The 24,387-nt window shown below is 52.0% G+C and carries 23 protein-coding genes; 18 read left to right on the forward strand and 5 right to left on the reverse strand.

The annotated features are described in order from the left end of the window. Positions 1 to 73 precede the first annotated feature (73 nt). Positions 74 to 1,354 (reverse strand): BaiN/RdsA family NAD(P)/FAD-dependent oxidoreductase, encoded by a 1,281-nt coding sequence (locus tag PDUR_RS03055; protein WP_042205046.1) that lies wholly within the window; start codon positions 1,352 to 1,354, stop codon positions 74 to 76. Positions 1,355 to 1,491: 137 nt separating this feature from the next. On the opposite strand from PDUR_RS03055, the gene PDUR_RS27035 reads away from it, so the two are divergent. The 4 genes from PDUR_RS27035 to nadE all read left to right on the forward strand — a co-directional run bounded on the left by PDUR_RS27035 (position 1,492) and on the right by nadE (position 6,568). Continuing rightward, positions 1,492 to 3,084: a DUF262 domain-containing protein gene (locus PDUR_RS27035; RefSeq protein ID WP_052409971.1), complete on the forward strand. Its 1,593-nt coding sequence runs from the start codon at positions 1,492 to 1,494 to the stop codon at positions 3,082 to 3,084. A 298-nt stretch (positions 3,085 to 3,382) separates the two neighbouring features. Continuing rightward, positions 3,383 to 5,104 carry a two-component system sensor histidine kinase NtrB gene (locus PDUR_RS03065; RefSeq protein ID WP_233277470.1) on the forward strand — a complete coding sequence of 574 codons (1,722 nt, stop codon included), beginning with the start codon at positions 3,383 to 3,385 and terminating at the stop codon, positions 5,102 to 5,104. A gap of 112 nt (positions 5,105 to 5,216) precedes the next feature. Further along, complete coding sequence (locus PDUR_RS03070) at positions 5,217 to 5,651, forward strand: BrxA/BrxB family bacilliredoxin (RefSeq protein WP_042205047.1); 435 nt, start codon at positions 5,217 to 5,219, stop codon at positions 5,649 to 5,651. Between the two features lie 107 nt (positions 5,652 to 5,758). Further along, positions 5,759 to 6,568: an NAD(+) synthase gene (gene nadE / locus PDUR_RS03075; protein ID WP_042205048.1), complete on the forward strand. Its 810-nt coding sequence runs from the start codon at positions 5,759 to 5,761 to the stop codon at positions 6,566 to 6,568. Positions 6,569 to 6,666: 98 nt separating this feature from the next. On the opposite strand, the gene PDUR_RS03080 is transcribed toward nadE, so the two are convergent. After that, the gene (locus PDUR_RS03080; RefSeq protein ID WP_042205049.1) at positions 6,667 to 7,491 is read right to left on the reverse strand and encodes an alpha/beta hydrolase family protein; all 825 of its coding nucleotides are present in this window, start codon (positions 7,489 to 7,491) and stop codon (positions 6,667 to 6,669) included. Between the two features lie 233 nt (positions 7,492 to 7,724). On the opposite strand from PDUR_RS03080, the gene acpS reads away from it, so the two are divergent. Continuing rightward, positions 7,725 to 8,123: a holo-ACP synthase gene (gene acpS, locus PDUR_RS03085; RefSeq protein WP_042205051.1), complete on the forward strand. Its 399-nt coding sequence runs from the start codon at positions 7,725 to 7,727 to the stop codon at positions 8,121 to 8,123. 34 nt (positions 8,124 to 8,157) lie between these two features. Then, the gene (gene mutY, locus PDUR_RS03090) at positions 8,158 to 9,435 is read left to right on the forward strand and encodes an A/G-specific adenine glycosylase (protein WP_407944277.1); all 1,278 of its coding nucleotides are present in this window, start codon (positions 8,158 to 8,160) and stop codon (positions 9,433 to 9,435) included. Positions 9,436 to 9,663: 228 nt separating this feature from the next. On the opposite strand, the gene PDUR_RS03095 is transcribed toward mutY, so the two are convergent. Beyond that, positions 9,664 to 10,272 (reverse strand): superoxide dismutase, encoded by a 609-nt coding sequence (locus PDUR_RS03095; protein ID WP_042205053.1) that lies wholly within the window; start codon positions 10,270 to 10,272, stop codon positions 9,664 to 9,666. A gap of 495 nt (positions 10,273 to 10,767) precedes the next feature. Here PDUR_RS03095 and PDUR_RS03100 point away from each other — a divergent pair, with 495 nt between their 5' ends. From PDUR_RS03100 to folE, 4 genes are all read left to right on the forward strand, one after another. Beyond that, the gene (locus tag PDUR_RS03100; RefSeq protein WP_042205054.1) at positions 10,768 to 11,187 is read left to right on the forward strand and encodes a GNAT family N-acetyltransferase; all 420 of its coding nucleotides are present in this window, start codon (positions 10,768 to 10,770) and stop codon (positions 11,185 to 11,187) included. 225 nt (positions 11,188 to 11,412) lie between these two features. Then, complete coding sequence (queG, locus tag PDUR_RS03105) at positions 11,413 to 12,597, forward strand: tRNA epoxyqueuosine(34) reductase QueG (RefSeq protein WP_042205055.1); 1,185 nt, start codon at positions 11,413 to 11,415, stop codon at positions 12,595 to 12,597. Positions 12,598 to 12,714: 117 nt separating this feature from the next. Next, positions 12,715 to 12,969 carry a YneF family protein gene (locus tag PDUR_RS03110; protein ID WP_042205056.1) on the forward strand — a complete coding sequence of 85 codons (255 nt, stop codon included), beginning with the start codon at positions 12,715 to 12,717 and terminating at the stop codon, positions 12,967 to 12,969. Between the two features lie 51 nt (positions 12,970 to 13,020). Further along, positions 13,021 to 13,614 carry a GTP cyclohydrolase I FolE gene (folE, locus tag PDUR_RS03115; protein WP_042205057.1) on the forward strand — a complete coding sequence of 198 codons (594 nt, stop codon included), beginning with the start codon at positions 13,021 to 13,023 and terminating at the stop codon, positions 13,612 to 13,614. A 121-nt stretch (positions 13,615 to 13,735) separates the two neighbouring features. Here the strand turns inward: folE and PDUR_RS03120 are convergent, their stop codons facing one another. Together PDUR_RS03120 and PDUR_RS03125 are read right to left on the reverse strand one after the other, a co-directional pair. Beyond that, positions 13,736 to 14,902: a Fe-Mn family superoxide dismutase gene (locus PDUR_RS03120; RefSeq protein WP_042205058.1), complete on the reverse strand. Its 1,167-nt coding sequence runs from the start codon at positions 14,900 to 14,902 to the stop codon at positions 13,736 to 13,738. A gap of 71 nt (positions 14,903 to 14,973) precedes the next feature. Then, a complete protein-coding gene (locus tag PDUR_RS03125; RefSeq protein WP_042205059.1) occupies positions 14,974 to 16,005 on the reverse strand; it encodes an alpha/beta hydrolase in 1,032 nt (343 codons plus the stop codon). A 250-nt stretch (positions 16,006 to 16,255) separates the two neighbouring features. Between PDUR_RS03125 and PDUR_RS03130 the strand changes: the two genes are divergently transcribed. The 8 genes from PDUR_RS03130 to PDUR_RS03165 all read left to right on the forward strand — a co-directional run bounded on the left by PDUR_RS03130 (position 16,256) and on the right by PDUR_RS03165 (position 24,347). Continuing rightward, positions 16,256 to 17,002, forward strand: a complete 747-nt coding sequence (locus tag PDUR_RS03130) for an IclR family transcriptional regulator (RefSeq protein ID WP_042205060.1) — start codon at positions 16,256 to 16,258, stop codon at positions 17,000 to 17,002. 179 nt (positions 17,003 to 17,181) lie between these two features. After that, positions 17,182 to 17,442, forward strand: coding sequence for a hypothetical protein (locus PDUR_RS03135; protein WP_042205061.1), 261 nt, complete (start codon positions 17,182 to 17,184; stop codon positions 17,440 to 17,442). Positions 17,443 to 17,756: 314 nt separating this feature from the next. Beyond that, on the forward strand, positions 17,757 to 18,686 hold the full coding sequence (locus tag PDUR_RS03140) for a PLP-dependent cysteine synthase family protein (protein WP_042205062.1): 930 nt from the start codon (positions 17,757 to 17,759) through the stop codon (positions 18,684 to 18,686). Continuing rightward, on the forward strand, positions 18,683 to 19,111 hold the full coding sequence (locus PDUR_RS03145; protein WP_156130257.1) for a M67 family metallopeptidase: 429 nt from the start codon (positions 18,683 to 18,685) through the stop codon (positions 19,109 to 19,111). The genes PDUR_RS03140 and PDUR_RS03145 overlap by 4 nt, the downstream gene beginning before the upstream one ends. A gap of 4 nt (positions 19,112 to 19,115) precedes the next feature. After that, positions 19,116 to 20,576, forward strand: coding sequence for a molybdopterin-synthase adenylyltransferase MoeB (moeB, locus tag PDUR_RS03150; protein ID WP_081949368.1), 1,461 nt, complete (start codon positions 19,116 to 19,118; stop codon positions 20,574 to 20,576). Positions 20,577 to 20,778: 202 nt separating this feature from the next. Next, complete coding sequence (locus tag PDUR_RS03155) at positions 20,779 to 21,732, forward strand: family 2A encapsulin nanocompartment shell protein (RefSeq protein WP_042205063.1); 954 nt, start codon at positions 20,779 to 20,781, stop codon at positions 21,730 to 21,732. Next, positions 21,719 to 23,308: a family 2A encapsulin nanocompartment cargo protein cysteine desulfurase gene (locus tag PDUR_RS03160; protein WP_042205064.1), complete on the forward strand. Its 1,590-nt coding sequence runs from the start codon at positions 21,719 to 21,721 to the stop codon at positions 23,306 to 23,308. Before PDUR_RS03155 ends, PDUR_RS03160 begins: the two co-directional genes overlap by 14 nt. A gap of 94 nt (positions 23,309 to 23,402) precedes the next feature. Further along, on the forward strand, positions 23,403 to 24,347 hold the full coding sequence (locus PDUR_RS03165; RefSeq protein WP_233277471.1) for a serine O-acetyltransferase: 945 nt from the start codon (positions 23,403 to 23,405) through the stop codon (positions 24,345 to 24,347). The last annotated feature ends 40 nt before the right edge of the window (positions 24,348 to 24,387 follow it).

Here is a 24,387-nt window from a genome sequence, read left to right on the forward strand (position 1 = left end):
TTCGTTCGCGCTGGTTTTGATTTACGGAAAATGCTGTTTCATTTTTCGTTTGATGGGGTAAGTGGAATTGCTCTCAAAAATTGGGAGAACCACCTTCAGGTTCCTGCTGCGCGGCATGCATTCCGGCCGTATACCCTGTTGAGAAAGCTGCGGTAATATTGTACCCGCCCGTATATCCGTGTATATCCAGAATTTCACCGCAGAAATACAGGCCGCTCATCAATTTGGATTCCATTGTCTTAGGGTCAATTTCCTTTAAATTAACTCCACCTCCTGTAACAAAGGCTTCTTCAATGGATAGTGTTCCGCTTATCTGAATAGGGAACTCTTTAGAAATTCTGCTCAAGTCAATCCAATTTTGTTTAGGAATATTATCATATGTTAGATATTCATCTAACTCCGATTTTTGAAGCAGTATAGTAATCAGACGTTCTGGAAAGTATGCCTTCAACACATTTTTTATAGATTTCTTTGGTTCTATCTTACATAAAGAAAGGGTTTCTTCAAAGACAGTATCTATTGTCTTATCTGGGAAGAGGTCTATGGTTGTTTTTACTTGATGAGTAGGGCTTTTTAACAATTCTTTCACAACAAACTGACTACATCTTAAAGCAATAGGTCCAGATATTCCAATATGTGTAAATATCATATCTCCTTGATGCGAAATTATACGTTTTCCTTTGGTGTTCCAAACAGAAAGCGAAACATCCCGTAAAGACAACCCTTGCAACTCACGACTTCTAATTAATGGTTCATCTGAAGTTAAAGGCACTTCGGTAGGAAATAAAGGTGTAATTGAATGTCCTGCCTGTTCTGCCCATCGATACCCATCCCCTGTCGAGCCTGTTTGAGGCACAGACTTACCCCCAGAAGCTATAATAACGGATTTACATGGCAAAATCTTGTCAGCTTTCAACCTGACCCCAGTGACATGCCCATCGCTGTAGAGAACCTCTGAGACAGGGCTATTGACCATTACTTCAACGCCTTGTTTTCTAACCTGTTTTACAAGAGTATCAACAACCGTTTTTGCTTTGTCTGAGACAGGAAACATACGTCCGTTGTCCTCTTCCTTTAAATGTATTCCAAGGTTCTCAAAAAAGGCGATAATATCTTTGTTGCTGAAGTTCGCAAATGCACTATAAAGAAAACGACCATTCCCAGGAATATGCCTGATAAGTTCGTCCACTTCTTTATTGTTGGTCACATTGCAGCGTCCACCACCAGAGATGCCCAGCTTGCGTCCAAGCTTGTCTCCCTTGTCAATCAGCAAAGTAGTTGCGCCATGTTCGCTTGCCGCCACGCTTGCCATTAGACCTGCTGAACCACCGCCTATTACGATTACATCAAACATAGGTCAAAACTCCCATACTTTTTTTTTATTATAACCCAAAATACGAGCCAATATGACAATATTCACATTTGAATAGGTATAATATGGTATAATTAGTAACCGGAATTTAGTATACATATAGAAAGAGGGTATAAACTGTGCAAGTTAAAAATGATCCAAAGCCTGACATACTTCGCATTGAAGAATTGGTTTTAAAAGTTAAAACAGGGGATATCAAGCTTCCGAAATTCCAACGACCATTTGTCTGGAAAAAAGATGATATACTTGCATTGTTAGATAGTATATATAATAGTTACCCAATAGGAAGCATTCTCTTATGGCTTACCAAGGAAAAGTTGGCAAGCGAGAGAAAAATTGGGGATTTAGATATAAATGAACGACCAGAGGAATATCCAACGAACTACTTATTAGATGGTCAACAAAGATTATCTACTTTGTGCGGTGCCCTTTATTGGAATGGGGATAACCCAAAAAGCATGTGGAATATTTCTTTTGATTTAGAAAGAGAGGAATTCATATATCCTAATGGTGAAGAAAAACCTCATTATTTTCCTTTGAATAAGCTATTAGGAACGTTTGATTTTATAGGTCAATGCAAGAAATTTGAATATCATCAAAACAAAGATAAGTATGAGGCAAATGCAGGAAGGTTACTGCAAACCATCAAAGATTACAAAATCGCAGCAGTTAGCATTGGTGACATGAGTATAGACGAGGTTGCTCCAATTTTTGAACGTATCAATTCAACCGGAAGAAGATTAACTATGGTTGATCTTATGAGAGCTGCAACTTGGAGTGGAGAATTCGATTTAAATGATACGATTAATTCGGTAAGAGACTCTTTGTCAAACAAGAGATTTGAGGATGTTTCAGAGACTGAAATATTAAGAAATATATCCTCCTGTTCTGGAGTAGGTATTAATCGAGAGGATATCGACAAACTAAGAAAGAAGGTACCAACAGACTTAATAGAGGCAAGTGAAAAGTGCAAAAAAGCGTATGAACTTGCGGTCGATTTTATAACGACTGAACTCCCTGTTTGTTCCTATAATTACTTACCGTATTCACTTCAGATTGCCTTTTTGGTTGATTTTTTCAACGTATGTCCTAAACCAAATATTCATCAAAGAGATGAATTAAAGAAATGGTTTTGGCGGACTGCAATTGGAAAGAGCTTTGCATCATTCAATTCTGCTCAGTTATCTCTCGATCTTAGTGATTTTCGAGATTTTGCAAATGGTCTACTCATAGAACCAAGATTTGAGAAAAGTATACACTTTGAAGGCTTTGCATTCGATGATTTTAGATTAAATAAAGCGAGTAGTAAGACATTGGGACTCTTGTTAGCTAATAAAAAACCTAAAAGTTTATTGGATGGAACTCCTGTAAACATTGAGTCGGCTTTATCTGTAGTAAATCGACATGAGTACCATCATATTTTTCCTAAAGCTTTTTTAAGAGTCATGGGTACAAAATCGAGTTTAATAAACAGTCATTCAAACATATGTTTGTTGAATCTTGGAAACAACAGAGAAATATCGGATACTAAACCTTCACTTTATTTTTCTGAGCTAACAGAAAGACTTGGAGATAAGTTAGAAAGTGTTTTACAGACTCATTTAATTGATGAGGAAGCTTACAATGCTGCTTTAAGAAATGACTATGAAACTTTTATAAGATCAAGATCAGCAAAGATTATAGAACAAGCCAAGTTGAATTGTGGAATATAAATAAAAACTTACACTGGAGACGAGAAAGAGGTCTCCTTCTTTTTGCTGCATTCTGTTAAATTATACACAAAGCCAAGATTGTATACCCCGCAGCGTCGAGGGAGTATCTACGGTCGCGTAGGCGCGTCAAGTAATAGAAGGTGAGTTCCCACCCACTTGTACAAGTGTTGCTTACTGAACCCGGCCGTTAAATTTCCGCATTTAAGGACGGTGAAGCTGTTTCTTCTTATCCTTCCTTATTGTCAGCAAACGGAGTATGCTTAATTCTAAGTTTGCAGAGCAATTTACGAGTCGGACGGTGATCACAATTACAACTGCGGTGAAAGAAATTTTATTGCAAATGGCTGCTGCCTCCTCATTTTTAGTGCTGTTTCAGTGGAGACTGAATCAAATTCATATACCGCGCAGGAATCTCCGGTGTTCGGATGATTATGCCTTTCTCGTGATGGCCTGCGGGCTGAGTCTTGTTCTTTGCTCTTTGCTGTCTTGCAGCCTGTTCGGGATGATCTATTTAAACTGGGGAATACTGCCCGCCTTTATCGGTATGTTGTATGGAAGCTTCCGCTCCCGCGCCTTGCTTGCCGTAATGCTGCCGGTATGCACTTATGTATTCTCCTATCCGGCGGCGCAAAGCCATGTGCTGCTTGATTCCGGGCTATTCATGTATCCGCTGGTATTTGGCATGGCCAATAGGTTCAAGCTTGGAACGGTCGTGAAAAAGATCGCCATACTCTGGATCGTACTGGTGCCGTCTATGTTATTTATAGCGCTTACACCGTTGTTTGACGGGAATGATTTCTCCCGATTGCAGGATGACAAAATGGCGCTTATCCTCTGCATGCTGTTCTTAAACCCATTGCTTGGCGGCGTATTGATTTATATGCTTGAATCAGCTTGGAACAAGCGCGAGATTGAGGAGCGCATCGCTAATATGTCGGAGAAATTCAAACGGGAAATAGACGATCTTCAGCAGATTACCGATATGGTGCCGTTAAGCATTATTTCCATTGATGATAACGGAAGGATTACCAGTATTAACGAAACGTCGATGAAAAAGCTGGAAATTGTAATTCCGCATATAACGAGGACCGATGTTCTAAACTGTACATTATTCGACCTGGCGCATCGGCTGAAGTTGAACGATAACCAGGAATTGGATCACTTGCTGGACAGCATTATCCTTAAGCAAAGGTTTATGGGAAAAGTAACTTGCCTCGGGAAAGTTCTGTATGTTCTGGCCGCCCCTCTGGTTCACAAAGAACAGGGACAGCAACAGGGAATGGTTCTCATCATCCAGGATATGACGGAGGAAGAGAATATCCGAAGCGAGCTGGGCCATGTCGAGCGGTTGACGCTGGTAGGCCGGATGGCGGCGGGAATTACCCATGAGATCCGCAATCCGATGGCGGTGGTGCGCGGCTTCCTGCAGCTGATGAGAGAAAAGAGTCCTTCGGACATGGAGTCCTACTACCGGATTGTCATGGATGAACTGGATCGGGCCAACAGTATTATTAACGACTTTTTGTCGCTTGCGCAGAGCGGGCTCTCCGGCAAGGAGGACAGCAATCTCCACGATGTGATTGAAGATCTGGCTCCGCTGCTGTGGGCCGACGCGAATCTTCGCGGGCAAAGCGTCGAGATCAGGCTGTGCGACAAGCTGCCCGTACTGCGGCTCAATATTAAAGAAATCAAGCAGCTTGTGCTGAACCTCGGACGCAATGCCATGGAAGCGATGGAGCCGAAGGGAGTGCTTACGCTGGAGACCCGTTGTGTCCCCGAAAAGGTAGAGCTGCTGGTAAAGGATACGGGAAGCGGAATGTCGGACATAGAGCTGGAAAAATTATTTATCCCATTCTTTACCACTAAAGAACAGGGAACCGGGCTGGGCCTTCCGCTCTGTCTCAGCATCGCCGAACGGCACGGCGGATCGATTGCCGTCGATTCCCGCCTGGGAGCGGGGACAGTGTTCACCGTCTCCTTTCCATATGAGAAGGAGGAGAAAGAAACGGCCGTCTGTTAAAGATTTCAAAGCTGGCGGCGGCTTGCTTTCATCGAGTTGGAATGTATAATAAAGTTAGTAAGTTTCGCTATTAAGCTATCTAACACCTAGGTGAAAAGGAGAGTGTTGAACCATGTCCATGTCTTTTGAGCAGTATATGAGGGATTCGATTCAACCGATGCGCGACGATCTGACCAGTATCGGCTTCACGGAGCTGAAAACTCCGGAGGAAGTAGAGACCGCGCTGCCTAACGCCAAGGGAACCACGCTTGTCGTTGTCAACTCCGTATGCGGGTGTGCCGCCGGCCAGTGCCGTCCCGGTGTTGCCCAGGCCCTTAAGAACGAAGTCCTGCCGGATCAGTTATTCACAGTCTTTGCCGGCCAGGAAAAGGAAGCGACTGCCAAAGCGCGCGAGTATTTCGCTCCTTACCCGCCCTCTTCGCCTTCGATTGCTCTGATGAAGGACGGGGAACTGGTGCATTTTATCGAGCGCCAAGGCGTGGAGAACCGTTCGGCTGGGGAAATCGCGGACGAGTTGAAGGAAATATTCGATCGTTACTGTAAATAAGGCTAAATAATCTAATATGCGATTACGTCCCGCCGTGCCGTTCTTTTGGGTGCTGCGGGATTATTTTTGATAAAAGATGCTAAAGCGATGAAAGTGAGTGAGCTGCATTGAGCATACAGGAAGAGATCATTGCCGCCCTCGGCGTAAAACCGGCGATTGCGGCGGAAGCTGAAGTGCGGCAGAGAGCCGATTTTCTGAAAGCGTATATCTTGGAATCGGGAACCAGGGGACTGCTGATCGCTATAAGCGGGAGTGTGGAGAGCGTGGTGGCTGCGGGCCTGTGCAAGCGCGCGACGGATGAGCTGAGCACTGAGCAAGGCAAGGAATATATCACGCTCGGCGTATTCCAGCCTTATGGGGAGCAGGAGGATATCGGGCACACCTACGAGGCGGCCGAAGCGTTCGGGCTTAAGTATACGGTGGAGACGAATATCGGGGATGCGGTTGACGAGATTGCGCTTGAAACAGAGTATGCATTGAAGGCTATCGGACAGCACCGCCATATGACGCATCAGGGCAAGGGAGAGATTAAAGCGGGAGCACGGATGGTGTTCCAGCATGCGCTCGCCTTGGAGAACAACCTGCTGGTGGCCGGTACCGGCCATGCATCTGAAGCAATTACCGGCAGCTGCACCAAATGGGAAGGCGGAGCCGCCTATATTGAGCCGCTCCGTTCCCTGAATCATCGGCAGATTCGCGAGCTGGCCTCTTATCTCGGCGTGCCGGACGGAATCATCACAGCAGCGAAGGCAGCAGACCAGGGGGCGGGACAGACAGATGAAGCCAAGCGGGGCATTACAGAAGAAGCAATCAGTGATTACCTGGAAGGGAAAAAGGTAGAGCCTGCAGCGGCGGAGCTGCTGGAGAGCTTCTACCGCAAAGGGTCGCATAAGCGGAGCGCCATTCCCGGAATCTGAATCGGCCCACGTGCGATGTTAACCGCACCGCCGCGGCGTCCCTGCGCTAGATGCGCGGGCGGCCCGCAGCGGTATTAGCTCTATCGGTCACAAGGCCGCTAGGAGCGCAGCACTTGGCCGATAAAGGCTTCGGTCGCGGCGATTGCCTGCTCCGATTGCGGAGTAGGCCCGGCGAACGGATGGACCGTTCCGAAGGTGTGATCTCCCCCCGGAATCTGCACCCAGTCGATGTCCGGCCTTAGGGCGGTCAGCTTCTCCGATCCCTGCCGCAGGCGGGCGACGTCGTTGCTTCCTTGAATGAGCGTAACCGGAAATTTGGCCGTCCGCATCCGTTCGATAATATTGTAACGCTCTTTCTGCCGCTCCAAGTCCTCCAAAATGACGGCGTCCAGCGGCATTTGCTGTCCGGTCCGGCCGTTCAGGACATAGGCGCGGCCTTTTTCACGCATGTCCTGTTTCTGATCCTCTGTGAACAGGTCCAGATCGGTGACGCCGTTCCAGGAAATGACGCCGGCGACTTCGCCAGGAGAATCAAGGGCATGCAGCAGACAGACGCCTCCGCCCCGGCTGTGCCCCAGAAGGAAGAGCGGCAGTCCGCCGAGCTTGGGATGCTGGCTGAGATAGGAGAGCAGAACATTCAGGTCTTTTAGCTCACGGTGGTATGTATTGCGGGCGAACTTCTCAAGCTCGGTGAAATTCTGAAGATCTGCGCCGATTCCGCCATGAGAGAAATTGAATGTCACGACCTCATGCTTGCCGCTTAGCGATTCCGCGACATAAGGAAACATTCCCCAATCCTTGAACCCTTTATAGCCGTGTGCGATTACGATCAGGCTGTCTGCCTCCCCCCGGGAAGGGAAGCGGGTGCAGCGCAGAACGGAGTCATCCCCTGCGGGGATTTCAAAATTGATGCTTCGACTCATCAGAAAATGTCTCCTCTCTGTATGCCAGGTGGCAAGTCCATTGCGTGTGCCGAAGCTGCTGGCGGGAACAGCGCATGGACTTCGGCGCTGTTTTCTTTTAAAATATAAGAATTTATAAGCGCGGCAAAAGCTGTTTCTTCTTAAGATAGCAGAAAGGCTGCCTCAAAACTATACCATCTATATCATTTCCCATATGAATTTGCGGGAAAAGAAGAATTGAGGAGCGTGTACCCTTGATATACGGAATCGGGCATGATGTGCTGGAGATTAACCGGATCACCGTTCTGCTGGAAGGGCGGCTCGTCGGCAGGTTTGCGCGCCGAATTCTGACCGAAGGCGAGCTTTCCGTGGCGGGAAGCCGGGGCGGTCTCACAGCGGAGTATGCCGCCGGCAGGTTTGCGGCCAAGGAGGCCATCGTCAAGGCATTCGGCTGCGGAATCGGGGCGGCGCTGGGATTTACGGATATTGAAATACTCCCGGGGAAGCTGGGCAGGCCGGAAGCGGCCATTTCGGACGAAGCCTGGGCGAGGCTGAATCTGCCGGAAGGATACGATTACATGATTCATCTTACGATCACGCATACCCGGGATTTGGCATCGGCCTTTGCCGTTGTTGAACAGCGGGCGCATTAGCCTATTCAGAATTTGGACAGCAAGGAGCGTAAACATGGCACAGGATGAAGAACGGCGGGACATGGAGAGGCGGGAGGACATGGTGTTCTTCAGCCGCCATTTGCTGGAGTGGTACCACGGGCAGAAGCGCGATTTGCCGTGGCGGCGCTCCCGCGACCCGTATCATATATGGGTATCGGAAATTATGCTGCAGCAGACCCGGGTGGATACGGTCATCCCGTATTTCAACCGCTTTATCGGGAAGTTTCCCACGATTGAGGCTTTGGCCGATGCGCCGGAGGAAGAGGTGCTGAAATGCTGGGAAGGACTCGGTTATTACTCCAGAGCCCGGAATTTGCAGCATGCCGCAAGGCAGGTGAAGGAATCCTACGGCGGCAAGGTCCCGGACGACCGCGAAGCGGTATTCGGGTTGAAGGGCGTAGGTCCTTATACGGCGGGGGCGATTCTCAGCATCGCTTTTAACCGGCCGGAGCCGGCGGTGGACGGGAATGTCATGCGGGTGCTGTCCCGCTTCTTTCTGATCGAAGACGATATCGCCAAGGCCAAGACCCGGGTCAAAATGGAAGTTTTGGCGAAGGAGCTTATTCCTAGCGGCGAAGCGTCCCATTTCAATCAGGCGCTGATGGAACACGGAGCGCTGGTCTGTACGCCGAAATCGCCGCGCTGCCTCGTCTGCCCGGTGATGGAACGCTGCGCCGGGCGGCTCGCGGGCCGCGAGACCTCGCTGCCCGTCAAGACCAAGGCCAAGCCGCCGCGCCCGGAAACGCGGCTCACGGCCTTGGTGGAGGGCCGCGGCGAGCACGCGGGCCGGGTGCTCATCCGGCAGCGGCCGTCCAGCGGGCTTCTGGCCCGCATGTGGGAGCTGCCGCACTGGCCGGCGCCGGAGGCTCCCGGCGCCGGCGCCGCGCGGCCGGGAGACGCGGCCGCGCTGGACCGGCTGCGCCGGTCCCTGACCGAGGCCGGGATCGCCGCCCGGCCGGAGGAGCATTTTATGGCTGCCGAGCATACGTTCAGCCATATCCATTGGACCCTGCAGGTGTACCGCTGCAGGGAGGAGGCGCTTCCGCTGCCTGTGGCGGCGGAAGCGCAGGCGCCGTACGCTGCGCAGCGTACAGCCGCAGCGGAGCCCGGCTCAGGCGCGGCGGACGAGGCGCCTGAGCTCTTCGCCGACGAGAGCGGGCAATCCGCGGAACGGGCGGAAATGCGCTGGATCGGGCGCGGGGACATGGCGCAGTACGCTTTTCCGAACATCTTTCTTAAGCTGCTGAATGCTTATTTCGATGGAAGGGATGCCGAAGCATCCGGCCGGTAGGATGCCTAGCCAGAATGTTCTGCCGCCACAGGGCGGCTTTAGTGAGATTGCCAAGGCCCGGTTCGCTGGTGCATATGCGCCGTTTCGGCAGAATGAGGGAGCAAAGTGAACGCACAAAAAAGGGATTGCCCGCGCAGGGCAATCCCTTTTTCCATATGGTTCCAATTATGCGGTACAAAGAATATAAGCCGCTGCCATTACACGGGATCGGCAAAGCTGTTCAGCGGTTTACTTCGCGCTGTCGTAGAGTTTGCCGACAACTTCCCAGTTTACAACGTTCCAGAACGCTTTGATGTAGTCAGGGCGTTTGTTTTGATATTTCAGGTAGTAGGCATGCTCCCATACGTCAAGTCCGAGCAGCGGAGTCGCGCCTTCCATCAATGGGCTGTCTTGGTTAGGCGTGCTGGTTACAACCAGTTTGCCGTCCTTGAGCGAAAGCCAAGCCCAGCCGCTGCCGAAGCGGGTTGTTGCAGCCGCAGCGAAGTCTTCCTTGAATTTCTCGAATCCGCCCAGTTCGCTGTCGATAGCGCTGGCCAATGCTCCGGTTGGAGCGCCGCCGGCATTCGGTCCAATCGTTTCCCAGAACAGGGAGTGGTTGGCGTGGCCGCCGCCGTTATTGCGTACTGCGGTGCGGATCGCTTCCGGTACGGCATCCAGATTGGAAATCAGTTCTTCAAGACCTTTGCCTTGCAGTTCGGGTGCCTTTTCCAGTGCGGCGTTGAGGTTGGTCACATATGTGTTGTGGTGTCTGTCATGATGAATCTCCATCGTTGTAGCATCGATGTGCGGTTCGAGAGCGTCATTTGGATAAGGAAGTGCCGGTAATTCAAATGCCATGGAAAAATCCCTCCTGAATTGTAATTGGAATTTGTATAGATAAAAGACTCTGCCGCTTACGTGGCGCCATAATCTTTTATGTCAATGTCAATTATAGGGCCTGCTTCCAAGCTCACATTAATATTAAACCGTATATGATACGAATGCAACACTAAACAAACTAAATAGTTTATAAAGTGAATCAGTTGCAATTCCCGACCTAAAATAGCCATAGTTTGTGTAAACCCGATGTTAACTACGTTAATTTTTCCTGAAAAAAGAAACCTATACACTAAATTTTTCCTGAAAGATGAACAATTTGCATAAAGTGCGATGTATCCGCTTACTTACAAGCGCTTACACGATAAAAGTAATGATATCGCCCGAAATATGTGCTTTAATAGAAATAAAAGCAGGCATTCCTCGTTAGTTGATGCTTTTTATGCCCTCCGGATTATAAAGGGAACTCCTTCTTTTTGTAAAATCCAAAGCTAAAGAAAAGGGAGACTGTAAAGAATGCACGTTCGTTCCTTTCAATTAAGCGACGTAAGTCCAGTGACTGAACTGCTGCAAGCCGCCTTATCTGAAGAATGTTTCGAGAACACCATCGAACCCTTGTCCAGACAGCTTTCATGGGATTCCAATCTCATTGTTGTTGCGGAGGATGAAGGGGAAATTGTCGGAGCGCTGATTGGCACGATTGAGAGAAATTATGGTTGTTATTTCCGTATTGCCGTTCATCCCAGTTATCGCCGCAGAGGAATCGGCAGAAGTCTTGTATCCGCTATGGAGAGTAGATTTCAAGCGCGCAAGGTCAACGGAATTTACGTTGTCGGCGACGAGCATAACGAGGCTGCCCTCCCGCTGTACGAAGCGATGGGTTATGGCGAGAACCAGATCTTTAAATCGGTGCGAAAGCTGAGCATCGTCGGGTGATAAAGGACAGGTTAGCCGGCATTGCGAAAGCGGAAACATTAACCATATAAGAGCAGCACCACCGGAGCCGGCAGACGGTTCCTTTTCCACTTCAGCATATCATCCCTATCGCCTGCAAACGGCCGGGAGATATGCTTTTCTATTGTCAGGGCGTTAACCGATCACAGGATCAGGGGTAAACTATGAGATTGGCTGTACACGCTGACCTGAAAGGAGGCGGAGGTAATGAACACCCCGGAATACACATCTTATGCACCCCCGTCCCCAAGGTGGGAGAGCCTGAAGAAAGAAATCAAGGAGGCGGCGCAGGCGCTAGGTATTGACGATATCGGGTTTGCGACGGCGGAGCCGTTTCTTTTTTTGAAAAATCTGCTGCAGGAGCACCGGGACAAGGGTTATGATTCCGGCTTTGAGGAGCCCGATTTGGACAAGCGGACGATTCCCGCTCTGCGGGAAGGACAGCCGAAGTCAATCATCGCCATCGCGGTGGCCTATCCGTCCAAAATGGATAATCCTCCAAAGTCCGAGCCGGGCGAGCGCAGGGGCATTCTGGCGAGATCCGCCTGGGGCCGGGATTATCATTTCGTGCTCCGCGAGGCGCTGGAACGTCTGGAAGCGTTTATCCGGCAGCGGGTGCCGGATGCGGTAATGGAGAGTATGGTGGATACCGGCGTTCTGGTGGACCGGGCGGTAGCGGAGCGGGCGGGTATCGGCTTCAGCGGCAAAAACTGCTCGGTCATTTCTCCGAAATGGGGCTCGTGGATTTACCTCGGCGAGATGGTCACGAATATTCCCTTTCCGCCCGACACGCCTGTAACTGAAGGCTGCGGCACATGCACGAAATGCATCGACGCCTGCCCTACGGGGGCGCTTGTCGGGCCCGGAGAGCTTAACGCCCAGGCTTGTATCTCTTACCTGACGCAGACCAAAGGCTTTTTGGACGAGACGTACATGGCCAAAATCGGCAATCGCCTGTACGGCTGCGATACTTGCCAGATTGTCTGCCCCCACAACCGGGGAAAGAACTGGGACCACCGTCAAGAGCTGCTGCCCGATCCCGAGCAGGCAAAACCGCTGCTGCTGCCGATTCTTGACCTTAGCAACCGCGAGTTCAAGGAGAAATTCGGGAGCAGCGCCGCCGCCTGGAGAGGGAAAAAGCCCATCCAGCGCAACGCCGTCATCGCGCTCGGCAATTTCAAAGACGCGGCTGCCGTGCCGAAGCTGACCGAAGTGCTGCTCAAGGACCCGCGTCCCGAGCTGCGCGGCGCGGCTGCCTGGGCGCTTGGCGCCATCGGCGGCGAAGCGGCGCTTGCGGCTGTGGAGCTTGCGCTTGAAAGTGAGCAGGACGAGGAAGTCACCCGACGTTTGCGCCGGGCTAAGGCCAGGCTGGCAGACCCTAAGGAGTCATAAGAATGAAGAGGGCAGACAGTTTGGGATTTCCAATTGCTGTCCAGTTCTTGAAATGCTATGATAGATGCGCGTGCGTTAAGCTGCGCGCCATATTACAACTCAGAGGTGGGTTTTTGGATGAATATTGCACTTCCTATTATTACGCTGGTTGTGGGGCTGCTCGGCGGCTTTTTTATCGGTGTATATTATCTGCGCAGGCAAATGACCAACATGCAGAATGATCCGGAGATGCTGCAAAAGGTTGCCAAGCAGATGGGATATAATTTGAACAGTAAGCAAATGCAGCGCGCCCAGCAAATGATGAAGAACCAGAACATGCCGGGACGTGGTCCGTCCGGCGGAAATAAAGGACCCAAAAGAAAGAGCAAGTAACCGGACCGGGCTTCCGCTTGTTAGCGGGGACGGTCTGAAGGAGGAAGTTTCATGGGCGGAGTCAAAGATTATGTGAACGGCAGCGTGTCGGCCAACCGTGAGAAGATAGAGTATCATGTTCAGAAAATATTGGAGCTGATCGGCGAGGATACCGGAAGGGAAGGGCTGCTGGAGACGCCTGCCCGGGTAACGCGGATGTACGAGGAGATTTTCGCCGGATATTCCGTCGACCCTAGAGAAGTTCTTGGTGTTACCTTCGATGAGTCCCATGAAGAGCTCGTTATTGTCAAGGACATCGTCTATTACAGCCAGTGCGAACACCATATGGCTCCTTTCTTCGGCAAGGTGCATATCGGGTACATTCCAAGCGGACGCATTGCGGGGCTAAGCAAGCTGGCGCGGCTGGTGGAAGCCGTGACGCGCCGCCTGCAGGTGCAGGAGCGCATCACCTCGCAAATCGCCGATATCATGACCGAAGTGCTGGATCCGAATGGTGTAATGGTGGTTGTTGAAGGAGAGCATCTGTGCATGTGCGCCCGGGGCGTCAAGAAGCCTGGCAGCAAGACGGTTACCTCGGCTGTTAGGGGGATCTTCCGTGAGAACCCGGCCACCCGGGCGGAATTTCTGTCATTAATCAAGGAATAACGGTTCCTGGACCAACCGGCCCCCTGAAGCTATTCAGGGGGCCGGTTTATTTAAGTATCGGGGTCCCCGCAAAGTACTTGGAATAAGCTTCGAAGTTAAGGCTTCAATTTGTGGGGGATTTCTAGAAAGGTTTCCAGGTGAGCTTGGTTGCTTGAGCATATCTCTCGGATACATAAGGCCAGTTGACGACTTTCCACCAGTCCTGGATATAATCACCGCGCTTGTTCTGGTGCTTCAAATAGTAGGCATGCTCCCACACATCGAGAGCAAGGAGCGGGACAACATCCCATTGGGACAGGTTCTGATGCTTCTCCGCCGTCAGGATTTCCAGCCTATGGCTGCGCGGGCTCCAGACGAGTATGGCCCAGCCGCCGCCCTCCACTTTCTCGGCGGCTTCGCTGAACTGCTTCTTGAAGGCGTTGTAGCTTCCGAAGTCCCGCTCTATGGCCGCCAGGAGAGCTCCCGTAGGGCGTCCGCCGCCACTCGGGGACATTTCGTCCCAGAATATCGTGTGCAGATAATGGCCGGCGCCGTTAAAGGCTAGCTCCCGTTCCCAGTGCTTGACCAGATCGAAATCTCCGCTCTTTCGGGCGTCCGCCAGCTTTTTCTCCGCTTTGTTCAAGCCGTCCACATAGCTCTTGTGATGTATGTCGTGATGAATCCGCATCGTCTTCTCATCGATGTACGGTTCAAGAGCGTTGTAGGGATACGGCAGCGGCGGGAGCTTATGCCCTCCAATCGGTACGGGAGCCAGATCCCGGTGGGCGGGGGGAGGCGCTAGTTCTTGATCGCCCGTATCAGAGGGGGGGAACTCAGGGGACGCTCCTTCAGCAAGTCTTGCGGAAGCATCCCTGGCAGTCCCGAAGAGCGCGCCGGAATACCCCGGCCGGTTAAGAACACCGAGGAAATATTCCGTCTCGCGGATAACATGGGGCAGGAAGGCTTCCTCCGCATCTCCTCTGAGAGCGGGGTTCTGCTCATGAATGGCATTGAGCTGGCGGATAAATTCCCGGGATTGCTCGCAAGCAGCTGCCGCCAGACGGTCAACCTCGGCCAGATCCGCGCCGCTCGGCACAGCTGTGGATGGCGGTGTCTCAAGCAGGCTCCGGGCAGCATTCCCGGTCGCAGCGAAGACGGCGGCCCAATCATCCATCAGCTTCACATAAGGCGCTTCCAGTTCAGGAAAGGCGAATTTGATAAGCGTTGTATTCTCTTTCTCCTGATTTTTCCAAAACCTGACTTCCTCCAATATTCGTACTGATGATGGTGGCCCATATGGATACAGCATGGCGTACAACCCTCCCGTAATATGTCTTTCTCTATAGGGTATGAGCGGAGAGGGTTGTACTATGTGAGGTGTTAGTTGATCTGCCGTTTCTTCTCAGCGGCTTTCGCCAGCGGAACATTGCTTAGGAAAGCGGAAACCCGGCGCAGGTATTCGCGGGGGTGCTCGCGGAACAGCAGCTCATGATGGGCGCCTTCCACAATCCAGGAGCCGGAATACGGATTGGTTTGATTGGCGGCCAGCTTCTCGGCGATCGGATAAGGCGCTTTGTCATCCTGCGTTCCATGCATAAACAGAATCGGATAAGGATAATCTTCGGCCTGCACTTTGGCATAAGGAATCTGATTCAGGCCTGTGCCGTTCAGAACCGGAAAGAGCATTTCCATAATCTCAAGGGAAGGATGGCGCGGAAGATCAATGTTCTGCCGGATGTTGTGGTACAGCGTGTCCGGCTCCAGCAGGAAGGTGCTGTCGAGAATTATCGCATCCACATCTTTGGTAACGAGCCCTGTCTGCAGAGCGGTGCCCGCGCCCATGGAGAAGCCCCACACAACGATCTCCTTCGCTCCGCGCTGCTTGGCAAGCTGGATGGCTCCGAGCAGCTCGCGGGACTCTTTTTTGCCGCCTGTCGCAACGTCTTTGTTGTTGTGGGAAGCGAAGCCGTAATCGAACATTATGACATTAAAATTCAGGCGGTGCGCAAAATGGGCGAGATCGTACATCGGAACCCAGGATTCCTCGCGGTTGGCGCCATAGCCGTGGCTGAACACGATCGTCTTGGCCGAGTTCTTGGAGGGAATGTACCAGCCCTGGATATTGCGGCTCCCGTCGCTCGCCGGAAAGGTCACATCCTCGTATTTCAGACCTTTGGACAATGCCGGATTGGAGAACAGCGGGGCGACCGTCGGATTGGACAGCACCCAGGTAATATAAGCATGCAGCGAGATAAAGCAGAACACGAGAAAAAAGAAAACGGACAGCAGCAGCGCCACAATAACATGCTTTATGCGAATCTTCCACAGCGATAGCTGCGTCGTCGTACCAGGATGACGGTCTTGCGGCCTTGGGGAGACCGTCGTGCCGGCGCGTGGATGTGTAAGATCCATGTGGTCCCCTCCTCAAAGTTTTGTGAGTCATTTTGGATAAGTGAATTCGTTTGCACTTGTAATCTATCGTATGGTGATGTTACCGCAAAGTCAACGAATCAGGTCCTTTTGTAATGTAACTGTAAAGTACCGCCCAGCTCTGCCTGACGGGGTGAATCTGCTGGACTTTTCACAGACTTTTGCTAAGATATAAATGACTGAAAATATTGTAACCGTGTTTCATTTGGTGAAACATGAAAGGAAGAGACCCGTGGATGACGACCGTAAACTGACGGTGCGCGCCGTGGAGCGTGCGCTCGATATTCTGTTGTGCTTTACAAGAGACAGTGATCTAAGCCTGACTGAGATTGCCGCGGGCATTGGCCTGCACAAGAGCACGGTGCATCGGCTGCTGACTACGCTTGAGGATAGAAGATTCATCACCCGCAACCCGGCTACGGAAAAATACAGGCTAGGCATTCGAGTCTGGGAGTTATCGACCCATCTGCCGGTCTCGGAGAACCCGGGCACGCTGCTGCTGCCGGCAATGGAGCGGCTGCGCGACCGGCTCGGGGAGACGGTCAGCCTGTACCTCCGGGATGGACTGGAGCGGGTGCGGATTCAGGCGGTGCAGAGCAACCAGGCCATCCGGCGCGTGGCGCAGATCGGCGCAAGGCTGCCGCTGTCGGTCGGAGCTTCCAGTAAGGTGCTGGCGGCCTACGCTCCTCCAGAGGTCCAAAAGGAACTGCTGAAAGGGGAGGACTGGCCGCAGGCGATTGACCGCCAGCGGTACGCGGATCAATTGGGAGAAGTGCTGCGTGCCGGCTATGCGACCAGCTTTGAGGAACGCGAGCCAGGCGCGGCTGCTGTCGCCGTACCCGTCATCGGGCGAAGCGGCGAGGTGGCCGCAGCCCTGTCGCTGTCCGGGCCGGTCAGCAGGCTGTCCCGCGAGACGCTGGTTGAATACGCGGATGTGCTGAAGGAAGCGGCAGTGGAAATGGGACTTATGGTAAGCTGATTCATCTAATATAAAAGCCGGCGGCAGTCATGGACGTGAATGTAAAGTCCTGGAATGCCGCCGGCTTTTTTAAAATCTAGCAAGTTCTTATCAGCTATATTCTCACATATGCAGCGTTATATAGTGCATTTGCGTCGTATTATCAAATCATTAATGTGGATAAGGGAATCAAGAGCAAGGTGCTGGAAGGAGTTTTTGCCGACAAGGGCGATCACTCGGGGTGGCGGACGGATCTCATTAATAATCAGTTATTTGTAGGAGACTTGGCGGAGCATACCTGGTCATTGTATTCGGCAAATGGAGCGGCGATTGTAACGAAACAAGCCTGGCCGGGCAATAGCGATTCCAAGTTTGCAGGTTATAACGCGGCGGCGGGGATAAGCTACTTTTTGGAATATCACTCAGGCAAAGCCTCAATTGCTGCTTATCCGGTTCATTAATATATGTCACTTAAAAAAGAAAGGCGTGGGTCCGAACATCGGAATCCCGCGCCTTTTTGTGTGCGATGCTTTATCTTGGCCCTTGACATCAAGCAGCGGAGGATTCCGGCCGTGACAGATCAATTCAACAGGAGAGGTGTGCAGCTTGTCTATTCCAAGGAGAAAATGTCTTTTTTTAAAGAAGCGGCTAGACAGAAAAATGTCGAACTGCTATAATGAAATCAAGTTATTCCTACAATATTGCTCGGAATAGTTGGACATGATGTTGTTGTGTAAAAACTGGCGAAAGTGCCAGCAGGTTAGGGGACTTCACATTGGCAAATAACCAATACGGGATTATTGATTCTATCGGCAATACACCGCTTATACGTCTTGTGAATGTGACGAAGGATTTGGGGCGAACCGACGTGAGCGTGTATGTGAAGGCCGAGCAGCTTAATCCGAGCGGTTCGGTCAAGGATCGCGCCGCAAAGGCCATGATTTTGCAGGGAATCCAGTCGGGGCAGTTGACCAAGGAGAAATCCATCATCGACGGGACGAGCGGCAATACCGGCATTGCCTACGCAATGATCGGCGCGGCTCTAGGGTACAAAGTGACCCTTTGCCTTCCGGGTAACGCGAATATCGAACGCAAGCGGATTCTACGGGCTTATCATGCGGAAATTATCGAGACAGACCCGCTGCAAAGCTCGGATGGCGCGCAGCTTGAAGCCAAGCGGATAGCGGAGCTTGAGGCCGACCGGTATTTTTATCCCGATCAATACAACAATGATGCGAACTGGAAAGCGCACTACAAGACGACCGCACCGGAAATCTGGGAACAGACAGATCATAAGGTCACTCATTATATCGCCGGCATGGGTACGTCGGGAACCTTTATCGGAACCTCCAGAAGATTGAAGGAATTGAATCCCGCGATCCAAACCGTTGCGATGCAGCCGGATTCGCCTCTGCACGGCTTGGAGGGGATGAAGCATCTGGCAACGACGCTTAAGCCGGGGATTTACGACCAGACGGTAGCCGACGGGCTGATTGAGGTTGAAACTGAGGAAGCGTACGCCATGACGCGCAGGCTGGCGCGGGAAGAAGGGCTGCTGGTCGGAATCAGCTCCGGGGCCAATGTGCATGCCGCGCTGAAGCTGGCTGCGACCGTCCCTCCCGGATCTGTCGTCGTTACCATTTTATGCGACAGCGGGCTTCGGTATTTAAGCGACGAGCTGTGGACAAGGGGAGATGCCACATGATCCATCTGAAGCAGGAGCATATTGACCAAATCAATAAACACGCCGAGGAGGATTACCCGCATGAATGCTGTGGGATTGTGTTCGGGAGATTGGGCGAGGACCAGTCGAAGGCAGTGAGCGAACTGCTTCCGATTTCCAACTCGCGGGAAGAGCAGGCCAGGCATAACCGCTTCCTGATCACCTCGGAGGATATTATGAGAAGCGAGCTGTACGCCCGAAAGCATAAGCTGGATGTTCTCGGCTTCTATCATTCTCATCCCGATCATCCCGCGCGTCCTTCCGCGTTCGACTTGGAGCATGCCTGGCCGACCTACTCCTATCTGATTGTCGCGGTTGCACAAAGGCGGGCGGGAGAATTGACTTCCTGGGAGCTGAACAGTGACCGTTCCGCGTTCCATTCTGAAACCATTAATAGGGAGGATTAGCCGTATGACAGTAAGTTTACTTATTCCTACCGCCCTGCGCTCTTTTACGGACGGTTTGTCGGAAGTTGGTGTGGAAGCGGCCACGGTTGAAGAGGCATTGGCTGCTCTAACCGAACAATTTGTCGATCTTCGGAGGCATTTGTTTAATGATCAGGGCCAGCTGCGCAGCTATGTGAACATCTATGTGAATGAAGAGGATATCCGGCAAAAGAACGGCCTGCAGACGGTCTTGTCGGATGGAGACGACGTAATGCTTGTGCCTTCCATTGCCGGCGGCTCGCCGACTGAAACGGAAGGAGCCCAGAGCCCGGACCTTAACGGGCTTCCCGAACTGACCAAAGACGAAATTACCCGGTACAGCCGACACCTTATTTTGCCGGAGGTCGGCGTGGAAGGGCAGCGCATCCTCAAAAAGAGCCGGGTTCTGCTGATCGGAACCGGAGGACTTGGCGCGCCGATCGCTATGTATTTGGCCGCTGCCGGTGTCGGGACGCTCGGCATTGTCGATTTTGACTTCGTGGATGAGACGAATTTGCAGCGCCAGATCATTCACGGCACGCGCGATATCGGCAGACCGAAGATCGCGTCCGCAAAGGACCGGATCAAGAGCATTAACCCGAAAGTAAACGTCATTGCCATCGAACAGAGACTGACTAGTCAGAACGCCCTCGACATTATCAAGGATTACGATGTGGTCGTGGATGGCACGGATAATTTCCCGACACGATATTTAGTCAATGACGCCTGCGTTTTATTGGGCAAGCCGAACGTGTACGGCTCCGTATTCCGGTTTGAGGGGCAGGTCAGCGTGTTCTATGCGCAGGAAGGGGCCTGTTACCGCTGTCTGTATCCGGAGCCGCCTCCAGCCGGACTTGTCCCCACTTGCTCGGAAGGCGGGATACTCGGCGTTCTTCCCGGTATCATCGGCTGCATTCAGGCGAATGAAACGATCAAACTGCTCCTTGGCAAAGGTGAACCTCTAGTCAATCGGCTGCTGCTGTTCGATGCGTTGAAGATGAAGTTTCGGGAGCTTAAGCTCAGCAAGGACACGAACTGCCCCATTTGCGGAACACATCCTACAATTACATCCCCTATTGACTATGAAGAATTTTGCGGTTTGAAGAAGCCTGATGAAGAAGAGCCAATCGAGGTGATTACGGCTGCCGAGCTGAAAAGACGCTTTGATAACGGGGAAGAGGTGCAAATCCTTGATATCCGGGAGCCTCATGAGCTTGCGATTGGGAAGCTGCCCGGAACAAAAGCCATTCCTTTCGGCCAGATCGTTCGCCGCAAAGCGGAGCTTGATCCAGGGCGCGATACGGTTGTCATATGCAAAATCGGGCAGCGCAGCGTAATGGCGATTCGTACTTTACGGGATTCCGGTTATACCGGCAAACTGCTGAATTTAAAAGACGGCATGAACGCATGGGCTCAGGAAATAGATCCCCGGATTGCGCAGTACTGATGCATGTCTGACTTATAAACCTCATTATAGTAGGCCCATTGCCGAACCGCTACCGCATGATGCACGCGAGCATGGAAGGTCACCGGACCGGGTGGTTTGGCGCGGACTTTGCCGCATCGCTTATGAAGATAAGTACATATCGTTCCGGCGATGGGCCTTATTATATATTTTTCACCATTATATTACTTAAGGGGGATTTACTATGGCCGAACAAGACAATGGCAATCTGGCCGTACCGGCGCTCGGTTCGTCGGCAGCTTATCAACTGGCAAATGTTACTAAATCTGCACCGCAATTCGATTCACTTACACCGCGCTGGATCACAAGGCTGTTCGAATGGAAGGGACTTGAAACCGGGATTTACCGGCTTAACAAAGTACAGGAAGGCGATACGCCGCTTGATATTTTGTGCAGCACCGGCGATACGTCGAATATTACCGAAGGCTTTGTCGATTATAGTACAAGCCCGCGCGAATACGTGCTGAACTCCATTTCGACGATTATCAACGTCAATACTCGCGTATCGGACATATACAGCAGCCCCTTCAACCAGATTCAAGAACAATTGCGCCTTGCTATTGAGAGTGTCAAGGAAAGACAGGAAAGCCAGCTCATCAACAGCGATGACTACGGTCTTTTGAAAAATGCGGCGCCTTCCCAACGCATCCAGACACGCAACGGTGCGCCGACGCCGGATGATCTGGATGAATTGATCTCCAAGGTATGGAAAGAGCCTTCCTATTTCCTGGCTCATCCGCGGGCCATCGCTGCCATCGGCCGGGAGTGCACAAGACGCGGCGTTCCGCCGCAAACGGTGCAAATCTTTGGTTCACACTTTTTAACCTGGAGAGGCATCCCTATTATTCCTACGGACAAGCTGTTCGTCGACGGTCATAAGAACCCGAAAGGCCAGGCGGGCAAAACAAATATTCTGCTTGTGCGCACAGGAGAAAATAAGCAAGGTGTTCTCGGTTTGTACCAAACCGGTCTTCCGGGCGAGCAGTCACGCGGGCTTTCGGTCCGGTTTACGGGCATCGACAAGCAGGGCATCGGCTCGTATCTCCTCTCCCTGTACTGCTCCGTGGCGATTCTTGCGGATGATGCGGTAGGCGTACTGGAAGATGTGGATGTAGGTAACTACTATGACTACGAATAGCAGCCATCCATCCCTTCCGGACCCATCCGTCTTGGCGGCGCTGGCGAGTGCATATTTTCCGGAATTTTCATCTGGGGAAGCGGCTGAAGCCGCTTCCGCCGTTCCGGAATTTGCACCATCCGTTCAGAACACGGTTCCTTCGCCTCCAGCCTTTGCACCGTCCGTACTACAGGAGACTCCTCCGGCGGCGCAATCGTACAATGGATTATGGACCGAGGCGGACTTTCTGCGGGCGATTCCGGGTGCTTTTGAATTAGACAATCTAGGGACAAGCTCTTTGCCGGGCAGTTATGCACCGTCGGTCGAGTTCTTGCCCAGCAGCCAAGTTCCTTCCGCCGTTTCGGCACCTTCGCTATCCTTCGGGTCGTTTGATGTAAACGCCGCTAGGAATGATTTTCCGATTTTGGCGGAGAAGGTGAACGGCAAAAATCTGGTGTGGCTGGACAATGCCGCGACGACCCACAAGCCCCGGCAGGTTATCGAGCGGATCAAGTACTATTATGAGCATGAGAATTCCAATGTGCACCGCGCCGCTCACGAGCTGGCTGCGCGCTCTACGGACGCTTACGAGGGCGCCCGCGAGAAGGCAGCCCGGTTCCTGAACGCCCCTTCGGCGCAGGAAATCGTGTTCGTCCGGGGAGCGACCGAGGGAATCAATCTGGTCGCAAGCAGCTACGCCAGACATCATTTGCAGAAAGATGATGAAATTCTCATTACGTGGCTGGAGCATCACGCCAACATCGTACCGTGGCAGTTGGTCTGCGAGGAGACCGGGGCGAAGCTCCGTGTCGCGCCTGTCGATGAGAGCGGACAAATCCTGCTGGACGAATATGCGAAGCTGCTGAGTTCCCGGACGAAGTTCGTCTCCCTGACCCAAGTGTCCAACGCGCTTGGTACGGTTACTCCGGTGGCGGAGATGGTCAGTCTGGCCCACCGTTACGGCGCCAAAGTGCTGGTCGACGGCGCGCAGGCCGTCTCCCACTTGAAAGTGGACGTGCAGGCGCTGGATGCCGATTTTTACGTGTTCTCGGGTCATAAAGTATTTGGTCCCACGGGAATCGGCGTTCTTTACGGCAAACCTGAAGCGCTCGAAGCCATGCGTCCCTACCAGGGCGGAGGCAATATGATCGTGGATGTAACATTCGAGAAGACCATTGTTCACCCGGCCCCGGCCCGTTTTGAAGCGGGAACCGGTAATATTGCGGACGCGGTCGGGCTTGGCGCGGCGCTGGACTACGTTTCCTCGATCGGTCTGGATGTTATTAACCGCTATGAGCATTTCCTGCTGGAGTACGGCATAGAATCGCTTTCACGCGTCCCTGGCCTTCGGCTCATCGGTACGGCAAAGGAAAAAGCGGGCGTGCTGTCCTTCATTCTCTCAGGGTTTACGACGGAGGAGGTCGGCAAGGCCCTTAGCCATGAAGGGATCGCCGTTCGTTCCGGCCATCATTGCGCCCAGCCAATTCTCCGCAGATTCGGGCTTGAGAGCGCGGTAAGACCATCGCTGGCACTCTATAACACCTGCGGGGAAATTGACGCCTTGACGTCAGTGCTTTTGAAGCTGAAGCATAGCTGAAGCGTACCGGGAAACGGGGGACAACCGGAGTCAAACCCCTATCATTTCCGGCGCAGTACGATGCCATTGAAGCAGGGGTAAAGGAGGGTGAGTCTTGAGCAGCATTAATGACAACCGAATGAATCGTCTCGTTGCGGAGATTGCGGCCAGCTACCGGGAACGGCCGATTAATCCTTTGCTGGATTATTCGCTGCTTCCGAGCCGCAAGCGGGTGATTGAGAGCATACATTTGGTTTGGGAACTGCTGTTTCCCGGTTATTTCGGCAAGCAGGACTTGAATGACGAGACGATGGAGTATCATATTGGCTCTGTTCTCATACAGATTCAGGAGAAGCTGTCCGACCAGATTGGCCGCTCTTTGCTGTACCGAAGAGGGCAGGATTCCCATTCCTCCCAAGAGGTAAAGCCGGAGGCGGAGGAAATCATTCATCAATTTTTGGCGGAAATTCCGCGGATAAGGAACGTGCTCGCCACCGATGCCCAAATCGCTTTCGACGGAGATCCGGCGGCCAATGATTTGAGCGAGATCATTTTCTCCTATCCCGGCTTATTCGCGGTGGGGATCTACCGTATGGCCCATGAACTGGAAGTGCTGTCTGTGCCGCTCATTCCCAGAATTATGACCGAATATGCGCACAGCGTCACAGGTATTGATATCCATCCCGGGGCGAAGATCGGCAGTTCCTTTTTTATCGACCATGGTACCGGGGTGGTGATCGGAGAAACGACGGAGATCGGGAATCGGGTGAAGATTTACCACGGGGTGACGCTGGGAGCCTTATCGCTCAGGGAGGGTCATTCGATGTATGGGAAAAAGCGCCATCCGACGCTTGAGGATGATGTGACGGTGTATTCCGGCGCATCCATTCTGGGCGGAGATACCGTTATCGGCAAAGGGGTCGTGATCGGCAGCAATGTTTCCATCTTTAAGTCCGTGCCTGCCGGCGCGAAAGTAACTGTAAAGAACCCGGAACTTATCATCAAAGGCCAAGCGCCGCAAGAGTTCCCGCAGGAATTTACCTGGGATTGGGTGATTTGAAGTCCTGTTGCTCAAAAAAATGAACCCGGCTTCCACTTAA

Source organism: Paenibacillus durus, from assembly GCF_000756615.1.
GTDB classification, from domain to species: Bacteria; Bacillota; Bacilli; order Paenibacillales; family Paenibacillaceae; genus Paenibacillus_AQ; species Paenibacillus_AQ durus.